Annotated in this window: 22 protein-coding genes; 14 read left to right on the top strand and 8 right to left on the bottom strand. The window is 74.8% G+C overall.

Features of this window, described 5'->3' with window-relative positions:
* Positions 1–129 precede the first annotated feature (129 nt).
* The 3 genes from OOK41_RS21250 to OOK41_RS21240 all read left to right on the top strand — a co-directional run bounded on the left by OOK41_RS21250 (position 130) and on the right by OOK41_RS21240 (position 2,374).
* On the top strand, positions 130–870 hold the full coding sequence (locus tag OOK41_RS21250) for a GAF and ANTAR domain-containing protein (protein WP_266266442.1): 741 nt from the start codon (positions 130–132) through the stop codon (positions 868–870).
* Between the two features lie 143 nt (positions 871–1,013).
* The gene (locus tag OOK41_RS21245; RefSeq protein ID WP_117667615.1) at positions 1,014–1,514 is read left to right on the top strand and encodes a DUF2231 domain-containing protein; all 501 of its coding nucleotides are present in this window, start codon (positions 1,014–1,016) and stop codon (positions 1,512–1,514) included.
* 98 nt (positions 1,515–1,612) lie between these two features.
* Complete coding sequence (locus OOK41_RS21240) at positions 1,613–2,374, top strand: methyltransferase domain-containing protein (protein WP_266266441.1); 762 nt, start codon at positions 1,613–1,615, stop codon at positions 2,372–2,374.
* Positions 2,375–2,461: 87 nt separating this feature from the next.
* On the opposite strand, the gene OOK41_RS21235 is transcribed toward OOK41_RS21240, so the two are convergent.
* Both OOK41_RS21235 and OOK41_RS21230 read right to left on the bottom strand, forming a co-directional pair.
* On the bottom strand, positions 2,462–3,409 hold the full coding sequence (locus OOK41_RS21235; protein WP_266266440.1) for a DUF3500 domain-containing protein: 948 nt from the start codon (positions 3,407–3,409) through the stop codon (positions 2,462–2,464).
* A 35-nt stretch (positions 3,410–3,444) separates the two neighbouring features.
* Positions 3,445–3,837, bottom strand: a complete 393-nt coding sequence (locus OOK41_RS21230; RefSeq protein ID WP_266266439.1) for an ankyrin repeat domain-containing protein — start codon at positions 3,835–3,837, stop codon at positions 3,445–3,447.
* A 259-nt stretch (positions 3,838–4,096) separates the two neighbouring features.
* Between OOK41_RS21230 and OOK41_RS21225 the strand changes: the two genes are divergently transcribed.
* The 7 genes from OOK41_RS21225 (at position 4,097) to OOK41_RS21195 (ending at position 9,001) form a co-directional block, all read left to right on the top strand.
* On the top strand, positions 4,097–4,558 hold the full coding sequence (locus OOK41_RS21225; protein ID WP_117667606.1) for a cysteine dioxygenase family protein: 462 nt from the start codon (positions 4,097–4,099) through the stop codon (positions 4,556–4,558).
* Between the two features lie 58 nt (positions 4,559–4,616).
* Positions 4,617–5,108, top strand: coding sequence for a rhodanese-like domain-containing protein (locus OOK41_RS21220; protein ID WP_266266438.1), 492 nt, complete (start codon positions 4,617–4,619; stop codon positions 5,106–5,108).
* A 52-nt stretch (positions 5,109–5,160) separates the two neighbouring features.
* Entirely contained in the window at positions 5,161–5,847 is a 687-nt protein-coding gene (locus tag OOK41_RS21215; protein ID WP_117667602.1) for a winged helix-turn-helix domain-containing protein, read from the top strand.
* 332 nt (positions 5,848–6,179) lie between these two features.
* Complete coding sequence (locus OOK41_RS21210; protein WP_266266437.1) at positions 6,180–6,785, top strand: winged helix-turn-helix domain-containing protein; 606 nt, start codon at positions 6,180–6,182, stop codon at positions 6,783–6,785.
* Positions 6,786–6,838: 53 nt separating this feature from the next.
* On the top strand, positions 6,839–7,477 hold the full coding sequence (locus OOK41_RS21205; protein ID WP_266266436.1) for a uridine kinase: 639 nt from the start codon (positions 6,839–6,841) through the stop codon (positions 7,475–7,477).
* A gap of 205 nt (positions 7,478–7,682) precedes the next feature.
* Positions 7,683–8,081, top strand: coding sequence for a TraR/DksA C4-type zinc finger protein (locus tag OOK41_RS21200; RefSeq protein ID WP_117667596.1), 399 nt, complete (start codon positions 7,683–7,685; stop codon positions 8,079–8,081).
* Between the two features lie 50 nt (positions 8,082–8,131).
* Entirely contained in the window at positions 8,132–9,001 is an 870-nt protein-coding gene (locus OOK41_RS21195; RefSeq protein ID WP_266266435.1) for a DUF72 domain-containing protein, read from the top strand.
* 12 nt (positions 9,002–9,013) lie between these two features.
* On the opposite strand, the gene OOK41_RS21190 is transcribed toward OOK41_RS21195, so the two are convergent.
* Positions 9,014–9,268, bottom strand: a complete 255-nt coding sequence (locus tag OOK41_RS21190; protein ID WP_117667592.1) for a hypothetical protein — start codon at positions 9,266–9,268, stop codon at positions 9,014–9,016.
* A 143-nt stretch (positions 9,269–9,411) separates the two neighbouring features.
* On the opposite strand from OOK41_RS21190, the gene OOK41_RS21185 reads away from it, so the two are divergent.
* A complete protein-coding gene (locus tag OOK41_RS21185) occupies positions 9,412–9,993 on the top strand; it encodes a hypothetical protein (RefSeq protein ID WP_266266434.1) in 582 nt (193 codons plus the stop codon).
* A gap of 10 nt (positions 9,994–10,003) precedes the next feature.
* Here the strand turns inward: OOK41_RS21185 and OOK41_RS21180 are convergent, their stop codons facing one another.
* Genes OOK41_RS21180 through OOK41_RS21165 form a run of 4 tightly spaced genes read right to left on the bottom strand, consistent with a single transcriptional unit; the run spans position 10,004 to position 13,463 of the window.
* Complete coding sequence (locus OOK41_RS21180; protein WP_117667588.1) at positions 10,004–10,714, bottom strand: ABC transporter permease subunit; 711 nt, start codon at positions 10,712–10,714, stop codon at positions 10,004–10,006.
* 4 nt (positions 10,715–10,718) lie between these two features.
* Complete coding sequence (locus OOK41_RS21175) at positions 10,719–11,678, bottom strand: ABC transporter ATP-binding protein (RefSeq protein WP_266266433.1); 960 nt, start codon at positions 11,676–11,678, stop codon at positions 10,719–10,721.
* Entirely contained in the window at positions 11,675–12,556 is an 882-nt protein-coding gene (locus tag OOK41_RS21170) for an ABC transporter permease (RefSeq protein WP_266266432.1), read from the bottom strand. Before OOK41_RS21170 ends, OOK41_RS21175 begins: the two co-directional genes overlap by 4 nt.
* On the bottom strand, positions 12,549–13,463 hold the full coding sequence (locus tag OOK41_RS21165; protein ID WP_266266431.1) for an ABC transporter ATP-binding protein: 915 nt from the start codon (positions 13,461–13,463) through the stop codon (positions 12,549–12,551). The genes OOK41_RS21170 and OOK41_RS21165 overlap by 8 nt, the downstream gene beginning before the upstream one ends.
* Positions 13,464–13,947: 484 nt before the next feature.
* On the opposite strand from OOK41_RS21165, the gene OOK41_RS21160 reads away from it, so the two are divergent.
* Entirely contained in the window at positions 13,948–14,376 is a 429-nt protein-coding gene (locus OOK41_RS21160; RefSeq protein ID WP_266266430.1) for a DUF2267 domain-containing protein, read from the top strand.
* Here the strand turns inward: OOK41_RS21160 and OOK41_RS21155 are convergent.
* Entirely contained in the window at positions 14,333–15,685 is a 1,353-nt protein-coding gene (locus tag OOK41_RS21155; protein ID WP_266266429.1) for an MFS transporter, read from the bottom strand. The genes OOK41_RS21160 and OOK41_RS21155 overlap by 44 nt on opposite strands.
* Before the next feature lie 302 nt (positions 15,686–15,987).
* Here OOK41_RS21155 and OOK41_RS21150 point away from each other — a divergent pair, with 302 nt between their 5' ends.
* Positions 15,988–16,293, top strand: a complete 306-nt coding sequence (locus OOK41_RS21150; RefSeq protein ID WP_266266428.1) for a hypothetical protein — start codon at positions 15,988–15,990, stop codon at positions 16,291–16,293.
* Positions 16,294–16,302: 9 nt separating this feature from the next.
* Positions 16,303–17,580, top strand: a complete 1,278-nt coding sequence (locus tag OOK41_RS21145; protein ID WP_266266427.1) for a cupin domain-containing protein — start codon at positions 16,303–16,305, stop codon at positions 17,578–17,580.
* Positions 17,581–17,593 lie beyond the last annotated feature (13 nt).

The following is a 17,593-nucleotide window of genomic DNA, read 5'->3' as shown; positions in this document are numbered from 1 at the left end:
TCGACCCGGGTTGGCGAGGGTAGTAGCCCGGGTCGGATTGATCGGGAGAGAGCAGACCATGACACAGCCGAAGGTCGACGTGCGCCGCCGCCGGTCACCAGCCGTCCCCACGACGGGGGCGGGGCCACGGTGAACCTGGAGACGCAGGCGCCCGACACCGAGACCCTGAGCGTCCTGGAGACCGCGGCGCTGCTGCGGGAGCTGACCGCCGGCCTGATCGCCGTGACCGATTTCGACGAGGCGCTGACCCAGTTGGTCCGGATTGCCCGCGCCGCCGTCGCCGGGGTCACCTGGTGCGGCTTCACCGCCCTGCGGGCCGGCGAACCGGCGGGGGTGGCCGCCTCCGACCCGGCCCTGGCCGGCCTGGACGACCTCCGCCACGGCCCCGACTCGCCGGCGATGAGCGCCATCCACCGCCGCGAGATGATCCTCGCCGAGGACCTCGCCCAGGAGTCCCGCTGGCCGGCCTGGACGACCCGGGCCCGCGACCTCGGGGTGCGCGGGGTGATCTCCGCGCCCGTCGACGTCGACGAGCAGGTCATCGGCGCGATCAACCTGTACGCCTCGGCGTCGGCGGCGCTGACCACCCGCCACCAGCTCACCGCGATGCTGGTCGCCGAGCACGCCGGGCTGCTGCTCGCGGCGGTGCGGGACCGCGAACGGCGGGCCGCCCAGGCCCACGAGCTGGACGCCGCGCAACTCGTCGACGGGGTGGTCGGGCAGGCGATCGGGGTGATCATGACCCAGCGGGGCTGCGCCGCCCCGGAGGCGCTAAAGGTGCTGCGCAGCGCCGCGCTGTCGCTGGACATCCCGGTACGGCAGGTGGCCGAGCGCCTCGTGGTCACGGTCTCCCGCCCCCGGGAGAACTGACCCACCGCCGATCCGCTCGACGGCGGCACCCGGCCCCGGCGGTGTCCGATGTGCGTCTCACGTCGGTCGGCCCGTCGTTTCCCTCCCGTCGTCCGGGGGTAGCACCCTGGACTGGTGAGCTGAGACGACCCTGGGGAGGCACGATGGAGAGCCGGCTGCGGGTGCACGGGCACCCGATCCAACCGATGTTGGTGACGTTCCCGTTCGGGCTCTTCGTCAGCGCCACGGTCTTCGACCTGGCCGACGTGGCGGGCGGCCCGGTGTTCCTCGGCGAGGTCGGCTACTGGACGGCGGTCGCCGCGCTGGTCGCCGCCGGGCTGTCCACCGTGGCCGGCCTGGTCGACCTGTGGGACGCCACCGGCGGCCGAACCCACCGCACCAAGATCACGTTCAACCTGGTCAACGTCGCGATGGCCGCGCTGTTCCTGCTGACCTGCCTGGTCCGGTCGCACTCGCCGCAGCGCGGTGCGACCGGCGCGATGTTCGCCACCGAGCTGGTCGCGCTGGGCGTGGGCGCGGTCGGCGTGTGGCTCGGCGCCCGGCTGATGCGTCAGTTCGAGTCCGCCCGCGTCGAGGCGGACACCCCGGACGCGCTGGGCGGCGTGGCCGGCTCGACCGTGGAGATCGTCCGTCCCCGCGCCTGAGCTTTCGCCGGCCGCCCGCGTCCCGGCGGCGTGATCGCGCGTCCCCGCCCGGGGAAAATCGCCTTGCCGGCCGGTCGGCCAGCGGCCAGGCTGGCCGGATGAGCGGGAATCGGGCCTTCGAGGAGCTGCTGGCCGAGGGCGCGGCCGTGCCCGTGCGGGGCTGGGACTTCTCCTGGCTGCACGCCCGGGCCTCCGAGGAACGCCCACCCTGGGGCTACGCCCGGCTGGTCGCCGACCGGATGGCCCGGGCCGACACGGCGCTGGACGTGGACACCGGCGGCGGGGAGGTGCTCGCCGAGGTGCCAAACCCGCCCCGGGTGCTGCTGGCCACCGAGGCGTGGCCGCCCAACGTGCGGGTGGCCCGGCGCACGCTGCGCCCGCTCGGCGCGACCGTGGTGTGGGTGGCCGAGGGCGGCGACCTGCCGGTGCGGGACGCCACCCTGGACCTGGTGGTCAGTCGTCATCCCGTGGACACCCGCTGGGACGAGGTCGCCCGGGTGCTGCGGCCGGGCGGGACGTTCCTGTCCCAGCAGATCCGCGGCGGCACCGTACGGGAGCTGAGCGAGGCTCTGCTCGGCCCGCTGCCCCCGCCCGCGCGGCAGTTGCCCGAGCAGGCCGTGGCCGCCGCGGCGGCGGCCGGGCTGACGGTGGTCGACCTGCGCGAGGCGACCCTGCGCACCGAGTTCCACGACATCGCCGGGGTGGTCTACTTCCTGCGCAAGGTGGTCTGGACGGTGCCGGGGTTCACCGTCGAGCGGTACCGGCCGCAGCTCGCCCGCCTGCACGCCCGGATCGAGGCCCAGGGCGGCTTCGTGGCGCACGCCCGGCGGTTCCTGATCGAGGCCGTCCGGCCCGCCTGAACCATTCTCGCGATGGGCCCGAACCGGCGTCGTGGACCACCGAACCAGCGTCGCGGCCCGTCCGGGTGGCCGGCGGCCCGGTCCAGTTCAGCCGTGTGCCTCGGCGTGGTGCGCCGCGAGCACGTCCGCGCCGAAGTCGCTGGCCGGGCGGCGCAGCACGGTGTGCGCGTGGTTGCCGTCGTCGCTCGTGTTGTCGTACTCGATCAGCAGGTCGTCGCCCTGCACCCGGTAGTAGTGGCGCTGGCCGGGCCGGGTCGGGCCGGCCCAGGCGAAGTGCAGCGGGCCGCCGGCGAGCCGGCCGGCCTCCCGGACGGCGAGTTCCGGCGGCAGCCGGTCGAGGTACACGGCGACGAGCTGGTCGAGCATGGCCCGGCCGGTGGGGCCGAGCCGGTCGGCCGGCACCCCGAGCGGCGTGATCGACCCCGGTGCGTCCGGTCGGGTGGCGCTGATGATGTCGGCGGGCGCCTCGTCGGCGACGACCGCCGCCGCCCGCCCCGCCGGACCGATCGCGTCGAGCAGGGCGCGGGCCAGGTCCTCCTCGACAGCGAGGGGTCGGGACACCGGATGCCCGGCGTGCCGGACGGTGGCCGGGTTCGCGCCGAGGAACACCGGGGCGGGGGAGACCTGGTCGTCGACCACGGTCATGCTCACCGACAGGTGGTGCCCCTCGAACCGCCACGCCCACCGGTCGTCGCGGGCCGGGTCGCCGAAGACCGCCACCCAGTAGTCGCCGCTGTGCCGCCCGCGTCGCCAGCCCTCGGCCCGGTCCAGCACCTCCTCCAGCGCGACGACGGCCATCGCCTGCGCGTACGCCGCCGGGCTGAGCGCGGTGGCCAGTAACCGGTGTGCGGCCTTGCGGCCGGCGCGGTCCAGGTCGGCCAGGCAGACCCCCGGTCGCGGTCGGGGCCGGTACTCCAGCCACCGCCGGGCGGCGTCGTCGAAGGGGCGGGCCGCGGCGGCCCGGGCCGCCGCGTCGAGCGCGCCGAGCAGCGCGGTGCCGGCCGTGCGCATCTGTTCGGGTACGGGATCCTCCACCGCCCCTGTATACCCCGGCCCGCTGCGGCCCGGGATCAGCGGGCGGTGAGCAGGTTGAGCATCTCCGGCAGGTCGAAGAAGCGTGCGGTGTCCAGCGCGGACGGGCCGCCGTGCTCGGGGTCGGCGCCGGCGGCCAGCAGCGCGCGGACGGTGTCGGGGTTCTTCCGGAACACCGCGGCGGCCAGCGCGGTCTGGCCCCGGTCGTTGACCCGGGCGTGGTCGGCGCCGCGGGCCAGCAGGGCGGCGACGGTCTCGGGGTGGTCGTGGTACGCGGCCAGGATCAGCAGCGTGTCGCCCTTGTCGTTGGTCATGTTGACCGGCAGCCCGGCGTCGACGGTCCCGCTCAGCTCCTCGGTGGCCCCACCGCGGGCGAGGTCGAACATGCGGTGGGCGAAGGCGAGGGTCTCCGCGTCCAGGTCGTCGCTCATCCGTCCAGGTTAGTCGGCGGGGGCGGCGGGCGGCCTGCTGGCCTGCCGAGCCGGTACCCCGCTGCTGGTGCTGGTGCCAGTCGGGGGCGGCCGGTTCCGGGTGGAGCCCGCCGGTCCGCCACTGACCGCCGCCGCGCGGACCTCGGCGGACCCGACGGGAAATCGGGTGTCCCAGCATCTGGTATTACCTACTAACCCTATAGGGTTTGCATTCTATGCTGTCGGGGCACGCGTCACCGATTCCCCGTGAGGTCCCACCATGGTCACCAGCCGTCGTTCCGAGCCCGACCTGCTCGCCGTCGCCGCCCGGTACGCCGCCGACCCGGCCGGCTGGCCGGTCCCGCTGCGCTTCGACCCCGACGAGCGGTGGTACGCCCGGCTCGCCGTCGCCGCCGACCACGAGGTGTGGGCGCTGAGCTGGCTGCCCGGCCAGGGCACCGACCTGCACGACCACGGCGGCTCCTGCGGGGCGTTCCTGGTCGTCGAGGGCGTCCTCACCGAGGAGACGGTCGGTGGCGGCCGGCTGCGCCAGCACCGCCTCGCGGCCGGGTCCGGCCGCCGGTTCGGTGTCCGGCACGTGCACACGGTGACCAACCGCGACGACCGCCCGGCGGTCAGCGTGCACGTCTACCGGCCCGCGCTGACCCGGATGACCCGCTACCGGCTCGTCGACGGGCGGCTGCGGGTGGCGGAGGTCGCCGAGGCCGGCATCGCCTGGTGAGACCCTGAACGACTCCGACCGGGCGGACGACCGCCCGCCGTCCCTGGAAGGACCGAGAATGACGCACCACCACGCCCAGGACTGTCCCGCCCCCGTGCCGCCCCCGGGCTCCCGGGGCATCGACGACATCCTCGCCGAGGCCCGGTCCCGACTGCGCCGGCTCGACCCGGAGCAGGCCCACGTGGCGTACCGCGGGGGCGCGCTGCTGGTCGACATCCGGCCGGCCGCGCAGCGCGCCGCGCACGGCACCGTGCCCGGCTCCCTCGCGATCGAGCGCAACGTGCTGGAGTGGCGCTTCGACCCCCGCTGTCCGGCGCGGCTGCCCCAGGCCGTCGGCTACGACCTGCCGGTGGTGGTCCTCTGCCAGGAGGGCTACACCTCCTCGCTCGCCGCCGCCGCGCTCCAGGACGTCGGGCTGCACCGCGCCACCGACGTGGTCGGCGGCTTCGCCGCCTGGCGGATCGCCGGTCTGCCCACCCTCGGCCCCACGCCCCCGCTCCGTTCCCCGTCCGTCGCGTCGCCGGTGACCGCCGGCCGAGCGCACCCCTGACCGCCGCGCCCCACCGGGCGCGGCGGACGGCACTGCCATCCCAGGAGGCACCATGTCCGTCGTCGCCATCTCCCCGCGTCCCCATCCGTCGGGGCGGGCCGACCGGGCCCCGCAGGGCCGTCCCGACCGCGCCCCGACGGGGCGCACCGACCGCCTTCCGCCGACCCACCTCCGGTCCACACCGACGCTGACCGTCACCGTCGAGCTGACCCCCGGGCAGTTGACACCCCGGCTCGCCCGGCTCGTCGAGCTGCTGCGCGAACTGGCCGAGTCGGGGGAGGGCACGCTGCTGGCCTGCCCGCCGGAGCACCGTAGGGCGGTGGCGGAGTCGTGGGCCCCGGCGGGGCGTGGCCACCCGGCGGAGGCCGGGCCGGCGCCCGCCGGCGGCCCCACCGCGGCGCGCCCCTTCGCCGTCCCCCCGCCGCCGGAGAACCCGGACGAGGTGCGCATCCTGGCCGCGTCCCGGGTGGTGCGGCAGGGCTCGCGGGTGATCCCGCTGACCCGCATCGAGTTCGACCTGCTGCACTTCCTGGCCGCGCACCCCCGCCGGGTCTTCACCCGCCTCCAGTTGCTCAGCAGCGTCTGGGGCTACGAGCACGCCGTGGCGCGCACCGTCGACGTGCACGTGCGCCGGCTGCGGGCCAAGCTCGGCGACGTCACGCCCCTGGTCACCACCGTCTACGGCGTCGGGTACCGGCTCGCCGACGAGGCCCGGGTCAGCGTCGACCCGCACCGCTGAGCCGGTCCGCCGCCCCGGTGGGCGCACGCGGCGTGCCCCGGCACGGGGTGCGCCGCGTCCGCGTGTCGGACGGCGGCGAGGTCCTGCCGGGCGTTCCCGCCGCCGAAGCCGCAGGGCAGACCCGGCGGGTACCCCCCGTATCCGGTCATGATGACGACTCTGCTGTAATCATCAAACCTCGTACTCAGAGCGAGCGTCCGGCTCCGATGTGTTCGCCAATTGTCACATTCATGCAACGTAGCTGCCCCTTGACCCTCACCCGGGCGCCGGGAAGCATCGATGCAGCGGCGTCCCGGGCCGTGGGGAGATACCCGGACCAGCCAAGGAGGACCATGTCGGTCAGCCCCGCCTCGTCGCGCGCCGGATGGCATACGTCCCAGCCCGCGGTCCCTGGTCGTCCCCCCGGTGGGCAGCGCCGCCCCGCGCACACCACCGCGCCCGTGCTCACCGTGACCCTCAACATTCCGCTGGCCGCCGAGGAGTCGCTGACCCCGGCGGCCCGCCGCCTGCTCGACGCGGCCCGGGAGATGCTCGAACGGGGTGAGGCGGTCGTGTCCACCGGTCCCGCGCCGGAGCGCCGGCCCGACCAGGTGCCCGGCGGGCGGTCGCCGTCCCGCCCGCTGGCCTCGATCATCCCGGCGCTGCACATCCTGGCGTCGTCCCGGTCGGTGCTGCGCGACGGCGAGCCGCTGCCCCTGACCCGGCTGGAGTTCGACCTCCTGCTGCACCTGGTCGCCCACCCGCGCCGCGTGTTCACCCGGCTGCAACTGCTCAACGCCGTCTGGGGCTACGAGCACGCCGGGGTGCGCACCGTCGACGTGCACGTGCGCCGGCTGCGCGGCAAGGTCGGGGTCGACGTGCCGCTGGTCACCACCGTCTACGGCGTCGGGTACCGGCTCGCCGACGACGCCCGGGTCACCATCGACCGCAGCGCCTGACCCGCCCGCCCGCCCGCCCGGCCGCGCGCCACGCGACCGGGCACGATGGTCGGATGCGGGTACGACCCATCTCCCCCGAGCGCCTCGTCACCGAACTGACCGACCGGCTCGTCGCCGCCGAGGCGCCCGGCCGGCTCCGGGTCGCCGTGGACGGGGCCCCGGCGGCGGCCCCCGCCGCGTTGGCCGCCGCGCTGATCGACCCGCTACGCGCGCTCGGCCGGTCGGTGCTGCACGTGCGGGCCGAGGACTTCCTGCGGCCGGCGTCCGTCCGGCTGGAGTTCGGCCGGACCAACCCCGACGCGTACTACGAGGGCTGGGTCGACGAGCCCGGACTGCGCCGGGAGGTCCTCGACCCGGCCGGACCGGGCGGTTCCGGGCGGCTGCTGCCCACCCTCTGGGACGCCCACGCCGACCGGGCCAGCCGGGCCGGGTACGTCACGCTGCCGCCCGACGGGATCGTGTTGCTCAGCGGCGCGCTGCTGCTCGGCGGCGGGTTGCCCGTCGACCTCGCCGTGCACCTGGAACTCTCCCCGGCCGCCCTGGCCCGGCGCACCGAACCCGCGCTGCGCTGGACCCTGCCGGCCTTCGCCCGGTACGCCGAGGAGGTCGCCCCCGCCGGCTTCGCCGACGTGGTGGTCCGCGTCGACGACCCCCGTCACCCCGCCCTGGTGGAGCCCGCCCCGCCCGGCTGACGGCCGACCCGGGACCCGGGGGCCGGGAACCCGCCGGGCCTGGTTTGGGACGGGGGCCCGAGGGTCGGAGAAATCGCCGGTTTGCCGCGTCCGCCGACGGGGTAATCGCCCGGCTCACAGAGCGCGGGTGATCTCGCCCGCGCACGCACGCAAGCGGGGTCCGGGACACCCCCGGAGCACCAGGCCACACGAAAGGCAGGCAGCGATGCTCGTCCACGACACGGTAGCCACCGGCCGATCGCAGTCGGAAGCCGACCAGATCCGGGCGTCCCTGCGGGCGCGCTACGACGAGCTCTCCGCGGAGTACGAGCAGGCGGTGTTGCAGAGCCAGGTGCTGCGGCTGGTGGAGGTCGGCGACACCGCCGGCGACGACCAGGCCGACAGCGGCACCAAGACCGCCGAGCGGGACACCGCCCAGTCCCTGCTGCGCACCATCCTCGACCGCCGGGCCCAGTTCGAGCACGCGCTGAGCCGGCTCGACGAGGGCACGTACGGCTTCTGCGAGGGCTGCGCGGCGCCGATCCCGATGGAGCGGCTGGAGATCTTTCCGTCCGCCACCTCCTGCGTGGCGTGCAAGCAGAGCCGGGAGCGGCGGGCCGCCTGAGCGCGCCGCCTCCGGAAGCCGGTCGGATGTGGACGCGGTGAACCCCACCCGTGGGTGAGATCAAGGTGGGCACCGCGTCCTGGACCGACCGGACCCTGCTCGACTCCGGCTGGTACCCGCAGGCGGCGGACACCCCGCAGCGGCGGCTGTCGTACTACGCGCGGCAGTTCCCGCTGGTCGAGGTGGACGCCACCTACTACTCGCCGCCGGCCGAGCGCACCGCCCGGCTGTGGGCCGAACGGACCCCGGCCGGCTTCACCTTCAACGTCAAGGCGTTCAGCCTGCTGACCGGCCACCCGACCCGGGTCTCCGCGCTCTACAAGGACCTGCGGCCGGACACCGACAAGTGCAACGTCTACCCCGACGACCTGCCCGGGCAGGCGTACGAGGAGGTCTGGACCCGGTTCCTGTCCGCGCTCGACCCGCTGGTCGAGGCGGGCCGGCTGGGCGCGCTGCTGTTCCAGTTCCCGCCCTGGTTCACCATCAAGCGGGACAACAAGCAGTACCTGCTGGAGGTGGTCCGCCGGTGCGCGCCGCTGCGACCCGTGTTCGAGTTCCGGCACGCGTCCTGGTTCGACGGGTCCAACCGGGAGGAGACCCTCGGCTTCCTGCGCGGGCACGAGCTGGCGTACGTCTGCGTGGACATGCCGCAGGGGCACCGCTCGTCGGTACCGCCGGTGCTGGAGGCGACCGCCGACCTGGCGGTGGTCCGCTTCCACGGCCACAGTGACAAGTGGACGAGCAAGGACATCCACGAGAAGTTCGGGTACGACTACTCCGACCGAGAGCTGAAGGACTGGGCCCCGAAGCTGCGGAAACTGGCCGACCAGGCGAGCGAGACGCACGTGCTCATGAACAACTGCTACCGCGACAACGCCCAGCGCAACGGCCAGCGCCTCCAGTCCCTGCTGGACGCCTGACGGTGGGCTGCGTCAGTCCGCCTCGACGCCACCGGCGCGGAGGATCTGCCTGATCCGCTCGCGGGTGTAACCGGTGGCCCGGACGATGTCCACCTGACGCGTGCCGCTGCGGGCGGCTTCGACAATGGCCTCCGCCAGCCGGGACCGTGCGGTGGCGATTTCGTCCTTGGCCTCGGCCACGATGCGGTCCGCCTCAGCCTGCGCACCGGTCAGCGCTGCCCGCGCCTCTTCGTAGGCGCGGACCGCCGCCGTGAGATCGTCCGCCACGACGCAATCGTCCCACGATGGATCTTGGCCAAATTCGACCGCCGTAAAATAGGCCAAGCAAGTCTTGAGTTATTTGGCCAAATTGGGGAGGATGATTCCGTGGTGGCCTTGACGTCTGGCCACCCGTCCTCGGGAGGTCGTCCGTGATTGTTTTGCCGCTGTTACCCGGATGCGGGGAGCCGGCCACCGTCCGGATCGAGGTGTACGGGGGAGACAGCCTCGACGCCGCCGCGTACGCCTGCGCCGAGCACGTGACCGCGTTCGTCGCGACGATCGGGGCCGCCGGGTGGTCCGCCCATCCGGTGCCACGCGTGCCCGAACCGGGCCGACCCTGCGGGTACGTCTACCGGTACCCGACCGGAGGGTTGGCCGACCCGCCCGGCGACGCCCATCCCCGCTGGTGCGACCGGGACGGTTGCACCGCCCGGCGACGGCACCGCTCGGCGCGCCTCCCGCTGACCCCGCGGTCGCCCGAGTCGCCCGTCAGTCCGTTCGCCGGACAGGCCCGCGCCGACGTGGCGTTGGCGCAGGCGCTCGTGTCCGGCGCGGAGCCGATGCTCGTGCTCGCCGTGGGTGGGGCCGAGCCCGGTGAGCTGATGCTCACCCTCAACCAGGGGCTGGTGCTGTCGTACCGGATTCGCCGCCTGCTCGGCCTCACCACCGCGACCCCCGCCCGCCGCCCCCACCCCGGCTCTCGCCCGCGCAACCGCCGCGGCTGCCCCTGACCGGGCGAGGTCAGCTCGTCTCGCCGGCCACGCTGAACGAGCGCAGCCGGTCGATCGCCAGCACGGTGAAGCCCACGCTGATCAGCGCGCTCATCACCGCCGCCACCGGAACCGAGACGTCGCCCTGCAACAGCCCTGTGGGGGCGAGCCGGTCGGCGAGGGCGATCACGTACTGCTGGATGGAGAGCACCTTCGTGCCGCTGACGACGCTGCCGAGCAGCCCCTCCCAGATCAGCACGTAGACCAGGCCGAGCAGCACCGGCCGGCGGGTGAGCAGACTGAGCGCCAGGAACAGCGCCGAGTACGCCAGCGCACCGACCGCCGACGCTGCGGCGAGCGACAGGCCGAGACGTACGGAGTCGGCCAGCACGCCCGCCACGAAGAGCGGCACGGCGACGGTGACCGCGGTGACGCCGGAGGCCACCGCCAGCTTGGGCAGCACGATCTGCCAGCGCGGCAGCGGCTTGGTCAGGATGTGCACGATGGTGCCGTCGTCGATCTCGGCGCCCAGCACGCCGGTGCCGACGATCAGGGCGACGACCGGGAGCACCACGGCCAGGCCGAGACCGACCAGCACCGGCGGGCCCCAGTCGCCCGGGTCCACCCCAAGCGACCGGGAGAGCGCCGCCAGCAGCACCAGCACCACGGGCAGCGGCAGCAGCAGGAGGAACCGGCGACGCCCCAACAGCCCGCGCAGGGTGATCCAGGAAACGGTAGACATGGGTTCAGGCCTCCACCAGGTAGGAGAAGACGCTCTCCAGGGACTCGTCCTGGGGCACCAGTTGTCGCACCCGGATGCCCTCCCTCAGAGCGATCTTCGGCAGGACGCGGGTGAACGCGCCGTAGTCGCCGGCGCGCACGGTCAACCCGGCGCGGTCCAGCTCGACACCCGTCACCGACGCCTCGGCCATCAGCGCCACGGCGAGCGCCCGGTCGTCGGTGGACTGCACGGTGAAGACGTGCGGCCGATTGGTCATCAGCCGGCGGATGGTGCGGAAGTCACCGGAGGCGGCCAGCCGGCCGGCGACCATCACCTGCACGGTGCCGGAGACCTGCTCGACCTCCTCCAGGATGTGTGAGCTGAACAGGATGGTGCGGCCGGCGTCGCCGAGGCGGTGCAGCAGCTCCATCATGTGCAGCCGCTGACGCGGGTCCATCCCGTTGAACGGCTCGTCGAGCAGCAGCACCTGCGGCTCGTGCACCAGCGCGGCGGCCACCCGGGCGCGTTGCCGCATGCCCTTCGAATACGTGCCGATCCGGCGGTCCTGCGCGCCCGCCATCTCCACCAGGGCGATCGCCCGGCGGGCCGCCGCCGCCGGGTCCGGCAGTCGGTGCAGCTTCGCGCTGGCCAGCACGAACTCGTACGCGGTGAGGAAGGTGTGCACCGCCTCCCGCTCGCTGACCAGGCCGAGCCGGCGGTAGACGTCGGGGTTGCGCCAGGTGGGCCGGCCGTCCAGGGTCACCACCCCGCGCGACGGGGCCAGGAAGCCCGCCATCATGTGCAGCAGGGTCGTCTTGCCCGCGCCGTTCGGACCGAGCAACCCGGTGACCCCGGGGCCGAGGCTCATGCTGACGTCGTTGACCGCCACCACGTTGCCGTACCAGCGGGAGACGCCCGCGAGATCGAGGGTGCTGGTGACGGCGGTCGGTGTCCCCGCCGCCTGGTCGGTGCTGATCGTGGTCATCGCGCGGCCACCTTCCGGTATCGCAGCAGCAGCAGGGCGACGCAGCCGGCCACGAGCAGCACGGCGGCGACCGCGTAGACGGGACCGAAGCCGCCGATCGGGACGCCACTCTGGCCCTCGGGCACCAGCAGGTCGCCGAGCGCCCAGGTGCCCACGCCGCCCACCAGCGTCGACGGCGAGGCGAGGAAGGCCAGCTCGTTGACCGCCCGGGAGGGCATGATCGACAGGGTGCCGACGATCGGCGTGGTCATCAGGAACACGGCCACGACCCCGCCGGCCGCGAACGCCCGCTTGCCGGTGAGGGAGGCGACCAGCAGCCCGACCGAGGCGAAGACCACCGCCCACAGCCCGGCGTAGAGCAGGCCCGGAAGCAGGTCGAGCAGCTCGTTCCAGACCCCGCGCATGCCTGCGCCGCTGGTGAAGGCGGCACCCAGGAACATCACGAGCTGCGGCCCGCCGAGCAGCAACCACAGCGCGGTCGCCAGCGCCAGCAGCTTGGCCAGCGGGTAGTCCGAGCGGGGCAGGGGCCGGGAGAAGTAGAGCGGCAGCACCCCGCTGCGCAAATCGCGGGAGACCAGCTCGGGCGCGACCACCGCGACGAAGAAGATGACCAGCCAGCTCATGTTGTCGGCGAACTGGGCGTACGTCATCACCACCTCGCCGATCTGGCTGCGCACCGCGGCAGCGGCAGCGGCGACCAGCGTGACGATGCCGACCACCAGCCAGGGGAAGATCTTGGCCTTCGCGCTGCGGCCCAGCCCGAACGCCGTCCGCAGGCCGTGCAGGTAGAGCGCGCCGAAAACGTGCCGGCGGCCCAGCCGGGGGCCGGTGTAACGCTGGTAGCCGATGTCGTGGATGACGCCGGTCGGCTCAGGCATGGCTGGGCTCCCTCGTGGCGAAGAGTTCGGCCACCCGGTGCCGGCGCTGGTCGAGCCGGTGCAGCGGCAGGTCCAGCTCGGCGACCGCGCCGAGGATCAGGTCGTAGGTGGCGTCGTCGACGAGCTCGACGAGCAGCAGCCGGCCGTCCCGGCGGACCGGCAGGTCGAGCGCGGCCAGCCGCGCGGCCAACTCCTCCGTGCCCTCGCTGACCTCGACGGCGAGCACGTCGGTGGCGGAGGTCATGGCGGAGATGTGGTCGGCGCGCAGCAGCCGCCCGCCGTCGATGGCGACGAGGGTGTCGCAGATCCGTTCCACCTCGCCCAGCAGGTGCGAACAGACCAGCACGGAGATGCCGAACTCGGTGCCGATGCGGTGCACCAGCGCCAGCATGGCGTCCCGGCCGGCCGGGTCGAGGCCGTTGGTCGGCTCGTCGAGCAGCAGCAGGTCGGGGTCGTGCACGAGGGCTTGGGCGAGCTTGACCCGCTGCTTCATGCCCGTGGAGTAGCCGCCGACCGGGCGGTAGCGCTCCTCGTAGAGCCCGACGTGCCGCAGCGCCTCGGAGGCCCGCTCCCGGGCGACCGTACGCGGCAGGCCGCTGACCCGGCCGAGGTGGGTGACCAGCTCCGCGGCGGAGAGGTCCGGTGGCAGGGCGTCGTGCTCGGGCATGTAGCCGACCCGGGCGCGGACCTGGGCGGAGTCGGTGGTCGGGTCGAAGCCGAGCACCCGGGCCCGGCCGCTGGTCGGGGCGAGGAGGCCGAGCAGAATCTTGATCAGGGTCGACTTGCCGGCGCCGTTCGCGCCGACCAGCCCGATGATCCCCGGCTCGACCGCGACGGTCAGGTCGGCCAAGGCCGTGACCCCACCCCCGTACGTCTTGGTCAGCGACTCGGTCGCGATGAGTGTCACGTCGTACAGCGTAGGGAGCGGGGGTCACCCATGGGTGGCGGCCGCCCCCGGCAGGTCCCTGATCTTCCCGGCCGGGTTCCCCTAAGGTCCCGGGACCGCGCCGGCCGTTGTCCACACCCGAATCGGCGCGCAGCTCGCAGGCGAGGGCTCGATGCCGAGCACGTCTGCCGGGAAGTCACCCGGAGAGGGTGAGGCGGGGTCATCCTCGCCGGGCGCAGCATGGGCGTGTCCGTCGCCGTGGCCGGTCGGCGGGAGACGGGCGCGACGGCGCACACGGGTACGGAGGTGCGGAACATGACGGTTCGGGACACGGCGGGTCGGCGGCGTGGCGGCGTGCTGCACGTGGTCGGGTCACCCGGTGGCCCCCGCCCCGGCGGGGCACGGCCGGGCCTGGTGGGCCTCACCTCGCAGTGGCGGGGCCCGGCCGGGCCGCCGCGACGTGACGACGACCGACGGTGGCACGACGACCTACGGGGGTGGACAGATGGCTGAGCAGTTGATCTCCGCGTTCGAGAGTTCCCTGGACAAGACGAACCTGATCCTCAAGGACATCGAGGCGGCGTACGGCTGGCCGAAGGCGCAGCGCAACCAGTCGTACGCGGCGCTGCGCACGGTGCTGCACCTGCTGCGAGACCGGCTGCCGGTGCAGGAGAGCGCGGAGTTCGCCGCGCAGCTTCCGGTGCTGGTGCGGGGCATCTACTTCGACGGCTGGCGACCGGAGGACGTGCCGATCAAGCTGAACCGGGACGACTTCCTCTACGAGGTCCGCCAGGGCTTCCCGTACGACGTGGAGGGCGGCCCGGAGCGGGTGGTCCAGGTGGTGCTGGACACCCTGCGCCGGCACGTTACCCAGGGGGAGTGGGAGGACGTCAGGTCCGCCATGCCCCGGGACCTGGGCCAGTTGATCCCCTGACCGCCTTGTCGGCCGGCCGACCCTCGGGTCGGCCGGCCCCGTCGCGCACCGTGTCGTGCCCGCCCGGTGCGCCGGGGTCGAGGCCGTGCAGCACCACGAGGGCGGCGAGCGGGAACAGCGCGGTGACGGCGAACCCCGGCCCGAAGCCCAGCGCCGCGACGGCCAGCCCGAACAGCGGTGGGGTCGCCGTGGCGGCCACGTTCTGCACCACGGTCTGGGTGCTCGTCGCCCGACCCGCCCAGCTCGGCGGTGCGGCGTCCGCGACGGCCGCGTACGCGACGCCGTGCCAGCTCACGGTGGCCACCAGGGCGGCCAGCAGCAGCGGTGCGGCGGCGGGAGCCCGCAGGGACTCGGCGACCGCCAGGGCGCCCAGCGCGCCGGCCGTGCCGACGGCGATGATCCGCAGCGGGCGGAGCCGGCTGGCGGACCGGTCGGACCAGCGGCCGGCGAGCACCCGGGCCGCCGCCGCGGCGAGCTGCGCCCCCGCGATCAACGGCCCGGCGGTACGCGCCGACCAGCCACGCTCGGTGACGAGGAAGTCCAGGGCGAACGCGCCGACGACGAACTGCGCCACGACCAGCAGGGCGCTCGCGCCGTGCACCCGCCACAGCGTCGACGACCGGTAGGGCGACGCCCGCTCCGACCTGCCGCCACCCGGTCCACCCCCCGTCCCCGGCGACGCGGAGCCAGCGGCGGGCGGGGCGACCCGCGTGGTGGGGACGGCCGCCGATCGCCTGGCAGGGGTGCGGCCGGGGGCGTCGACCAGCAGCAGTGCGCCCAGGATCCCGGCCAGCGCGGAGACGCCGGCGGCGGTCAGTAGGGCCAGCCGGGGGCCGCCGGCCTGCGCCAGCACCGGCAGGGCCGCCGACGCCGCCGCGACGCCGAGCGGCTGGGACGTCTGCCGGATGCCCATCGCCAGGCCGCGTTCGCCCGGCGGGAACCAGCCGGTCACCACCCGGCCGCTCGCGGCGTACACGGCTGATCCGGCCGCGCCGGCGAGGGTCAGCAGCACGAACAGCGCCGGCCCACGGGTGACGGCCGCGCCGGCCAGGAACGCCGCCCCGAGGGTCAGCCCCAGCCCGATGACGAGGCGCTCGCCCCGGCGGTCGGCCAAAGTGCCCCAGCCGATGAGGGCGAGCACCATGCCGAGGCTCGGGCAGGCGACCAGCAGGCCCAACTCCCACAGGTGCAGGCCGGTGGTTCGGCGCAGCGCGGGCAGCAGGAACGGCAGCCCGTACAGGTAGAGGGTGCCGGCGGTCTGCGCGGTGGTGCCGATGCCCAGCATGACCCACCGTCGGGAGACGGTCATGATCCCGAGGCTAGGCCCCGTCCCGCTATAAGAGACAACCTTCCTGAAGCATGAGATGGCGACCCGGAGCCCCCCACCCCGTCGATCATGGACGCGGGGTGCCGGACGGAACGTGCGTCGCGGGAGGTGTCGGGCACCAGGGCTCCATGGTCGCCGGCGCTGGGGTGGCCGTACCGGGCGAACCGGGCGTGCCGACGGGGCCCGACGTCTACGGTGTGGTTAGAGAAGATCGCGCCTGGGTACCACCGGCCGTACGACGGACCCCGCCGCGCGGCGGGGCGGCACTTCCGAGGGAGCACCGAATGGCACTCAACGACGACGACATCCAGACGAGCGGCGGCGGCGGCCTGGAGGGCCCGGCCGACGGCGGTGCCACCCCGGGGCAGCAAGACGGTGGCGCGGACGGTGGCGCCGAGGGCCCGGCCGACGGTGGCGCGACCCCGGGGCAGCACGACGGTGGCGCGGACGGTGGCGCCGAGGGCCCGGCCGACGGCGGCGCCACCCCGGGGCAGCGGGACGGCGGCGCGGACGGTGGGGCGGAGGGGCCGGCCGACGGCGGCGCGACCCCGGGCAACCGGGACGGTGGCGCCGACGGCCGCGCGGCCTGACGGACCGTCGTGACGATCATCGACCCGCCGGGCGGCCACCACCGCCCGGCGGTGTCGTCCGCCGCCGCCCGGGCGTTCGCCCGCTGCGCCGCCGTCGAGCCGGGCAAGTTCGCCGCCGCCCACTGGGGACGCGCGCCGCTGCTCTCCCGCGCCGCCGAGCTGCCCAACCCCGACGGCTTCACCGACCTGCTCAGCCCCGCCGACGCCGACGAGCTGCTCAGCCGGCGCGGCCTGCGTACCCCGTTCCTGCGGATCGCCAAGGACGGTCAGCTCGTGCCGGCGGCGCGCTACACCGGCGGCGGCGGCGCGGGCGCCGAGATCGGCGACCAGGTCCTCGACGAGCGGGTGCTGGAGCTGTACGCCTCCGGCGCCACCCTGGTGCTCCAGGGGCTGCACCGCACCTGGCCCGCCCTGGTCGACCTCGCCCGCGACCTCGGCGCCGCCCTCGCCCAGCCGTTGCAGGTCAACGCCTACCTGACCCCGGCCGGCAGCCAGGGCTTCGCCACCCACTACGACACCCATGACGTCTTCGTCCTCCAGGTCGACGGGCGCAAGCGCTGGCGGATTCACCCCCCGGTGCTGCCCGACCCGCTGGAGCGCCAGCCCTGGGGCGGCCGGGCCGACGAGGTCTCCGCCACCGCCGAGGGGCCCGCCGCGCTCGACGTGGTGCTGGAACCGGGCGACGCGCTGTACCTGCCGCGCGGCTGGCTGCACAGCGCCCAGGCCCAGGAGTCCAGCTCCCTGCACCTGACCGTCGGCATCCGGGCGCTGACCCGGTACGCCATCGTCGAGGAGCTGCTCGCCCTCGCCGCCACCGACGCCCGGCTGCGTGCCGGCCTGCCGTTCGGCACCGACGTGGCCGATCCGGACGCGATCGAGCCGGAGCTGACCGAGACCGTCGAGGCGCTGCGGGACTGGCTGCTGCGCGCCGACCCGGCCGCCGTCGCCGCGCGGCTGCGCGACCGGGCCTGGCCGGCGGCCCGGCCCGCGCCGATCCGGCCCCTGGCCCAGGCCGCCGCGCTGGCCGCCCTCGACGCCGACACCCGGCTCGCCGTCCGCCCGGGGCTGCGCTGGCAGCTCGAACCGGCCGGGGACGACACGGTCGCGCTGCGGCTGTTCGACCGTACGCTCACCCTGCCCGACACCTGCGCGCCGGCGCTGCGCGCGTTGCTCACCGGCGCGGTGGACCGGGTCGGTGACCTGCCCGGCCTCGACGACGACGCCGACCGGGTGGTCCTCGCCCGACGCCTCCTGCGGGAGGCGGTGGCCATTCCCGCCGACCGGTAGGGGAAAGGCCACC

Origin of the sequence: Micromonospora sp. NBC_01655, assembly GCF_026339755.1 — a bacterium.
Taxonomy (GTDB): Bacteria; Actinomycetota; Actinomycetes; order Mycobacteriales; family Micromonosporaceae; genus Micromonospora.
The sequence above is the reverse complement of the archived record's forward strand: the minus strand, read 5'-3'. Positions and strand labels throughout refer to the sequence as shown.

Bases quoted from the DNA above. Each gene is read 5' to 3' on its own strand.
- OOK41_RS21245 (WP_117667615.1), top strand. From the start codon at position 1,014: ATGGAGAGCCGGCTGCGGGTGCACGGGCACCCGATCCAACCGATGTTG.
- OOK41_RS21240 (WP_266266441.1), top strand. From the start codon at position 1,613: ATGAGCGGGAATCGGGCCTTCGAGGAGCTGCTGGCCGAGGGCGCGGCC.
- OOK41_RS21230 (WP_266266439.1), bottom strand. From the start codon at position 3,837: ATGAGCGACGACCTGGACGCGGAGACCCTCGCCTTCGCCCACCGCATG.
- OOK41_RS21225 (WP_117667606.1), top strand. From the start codon at position 4,097: ATGGTCACCAGCCGTCGTTCCGAGCCCGACCTGCTCGCCGTCGCCGCC.
- OOK41_RS21220 (WP_266266438.1), top strand. From the start codon at position 4,617: ATGACGCACCACCACGCCCAGGACTGTCCCGCCCCCGTGCCGCCCCCG.
- OOK41_RS21215 (WP_117667602.1), top strand. From the start codon at position 5,161: ATGTCCGTCGTCGCCATCTCCCCGCGTCCCCATCCGTCGGGGCGGGCC.
- OOK41_RS21210 (WP_266266437.1), top strand. From the start codon at position 6,180: ATGTCGGTCAGCCCCGCCTCGTCGCGCGCCGGATGGCATACGTCCCAG.
- OOK41_RS21205 (WP_266266436.1), top strand. From the start codon at position 6,839: ATGCGGGTACGACCCATCTCCCCCGAGCGCCTCGTCACCGAACTGACC.
- OOK41_RS21200 (WP_117667596.1), top strand. From the start codon at position 7,683: ATGCTCGTCCACGACACGGTAGCCACCGGCCGATCGCAGTCGGAAGCC.
- OOK41_RS21180 (WP_117667588.1), bottom strand. From the start codon at position 10,714: ATGTCTACCGTTTCCTGGATCACCCTGCGCGGGCTGTTGGGGCGTCGC.
- OOK41_RS21175 (WP_266266433.1), bottom strand. From the start codon at position 11,678: ATGACCACGATCAGCACCGACCAGGCGGCGGGGACACCGACCGCCGTC.
- OOK41_RS21170 (WP_266266432.1), bottom strand. From the start codon at position 12,556: ATGCCTGAGCCGACCGGCGTCATCCACGACATCGGCTACCAGCGTTAC.
- OOK41_RS21160 (WP_266266430.1), top strand. From the start codon at position 13,948: ATGGCTGAGCAGTTGATCTCCGCGTTCGAGAGTTCCCTGGACAAGACG.
- OOK41_RS21155 (WP_266266429.1), bottom strand. From the start codon at position 15,685: ATGACCGTCTCCCGACGGTGGGTCATGCTGGGCATCGGCACCACCGCG.
- OOK41_RS21150 (WP_266266428.1), top strand. From the start codon at position 15,988: ATGGCACTCAACGACGACGACATCCAGACGAGCGGCGGCGGCGGCCTG.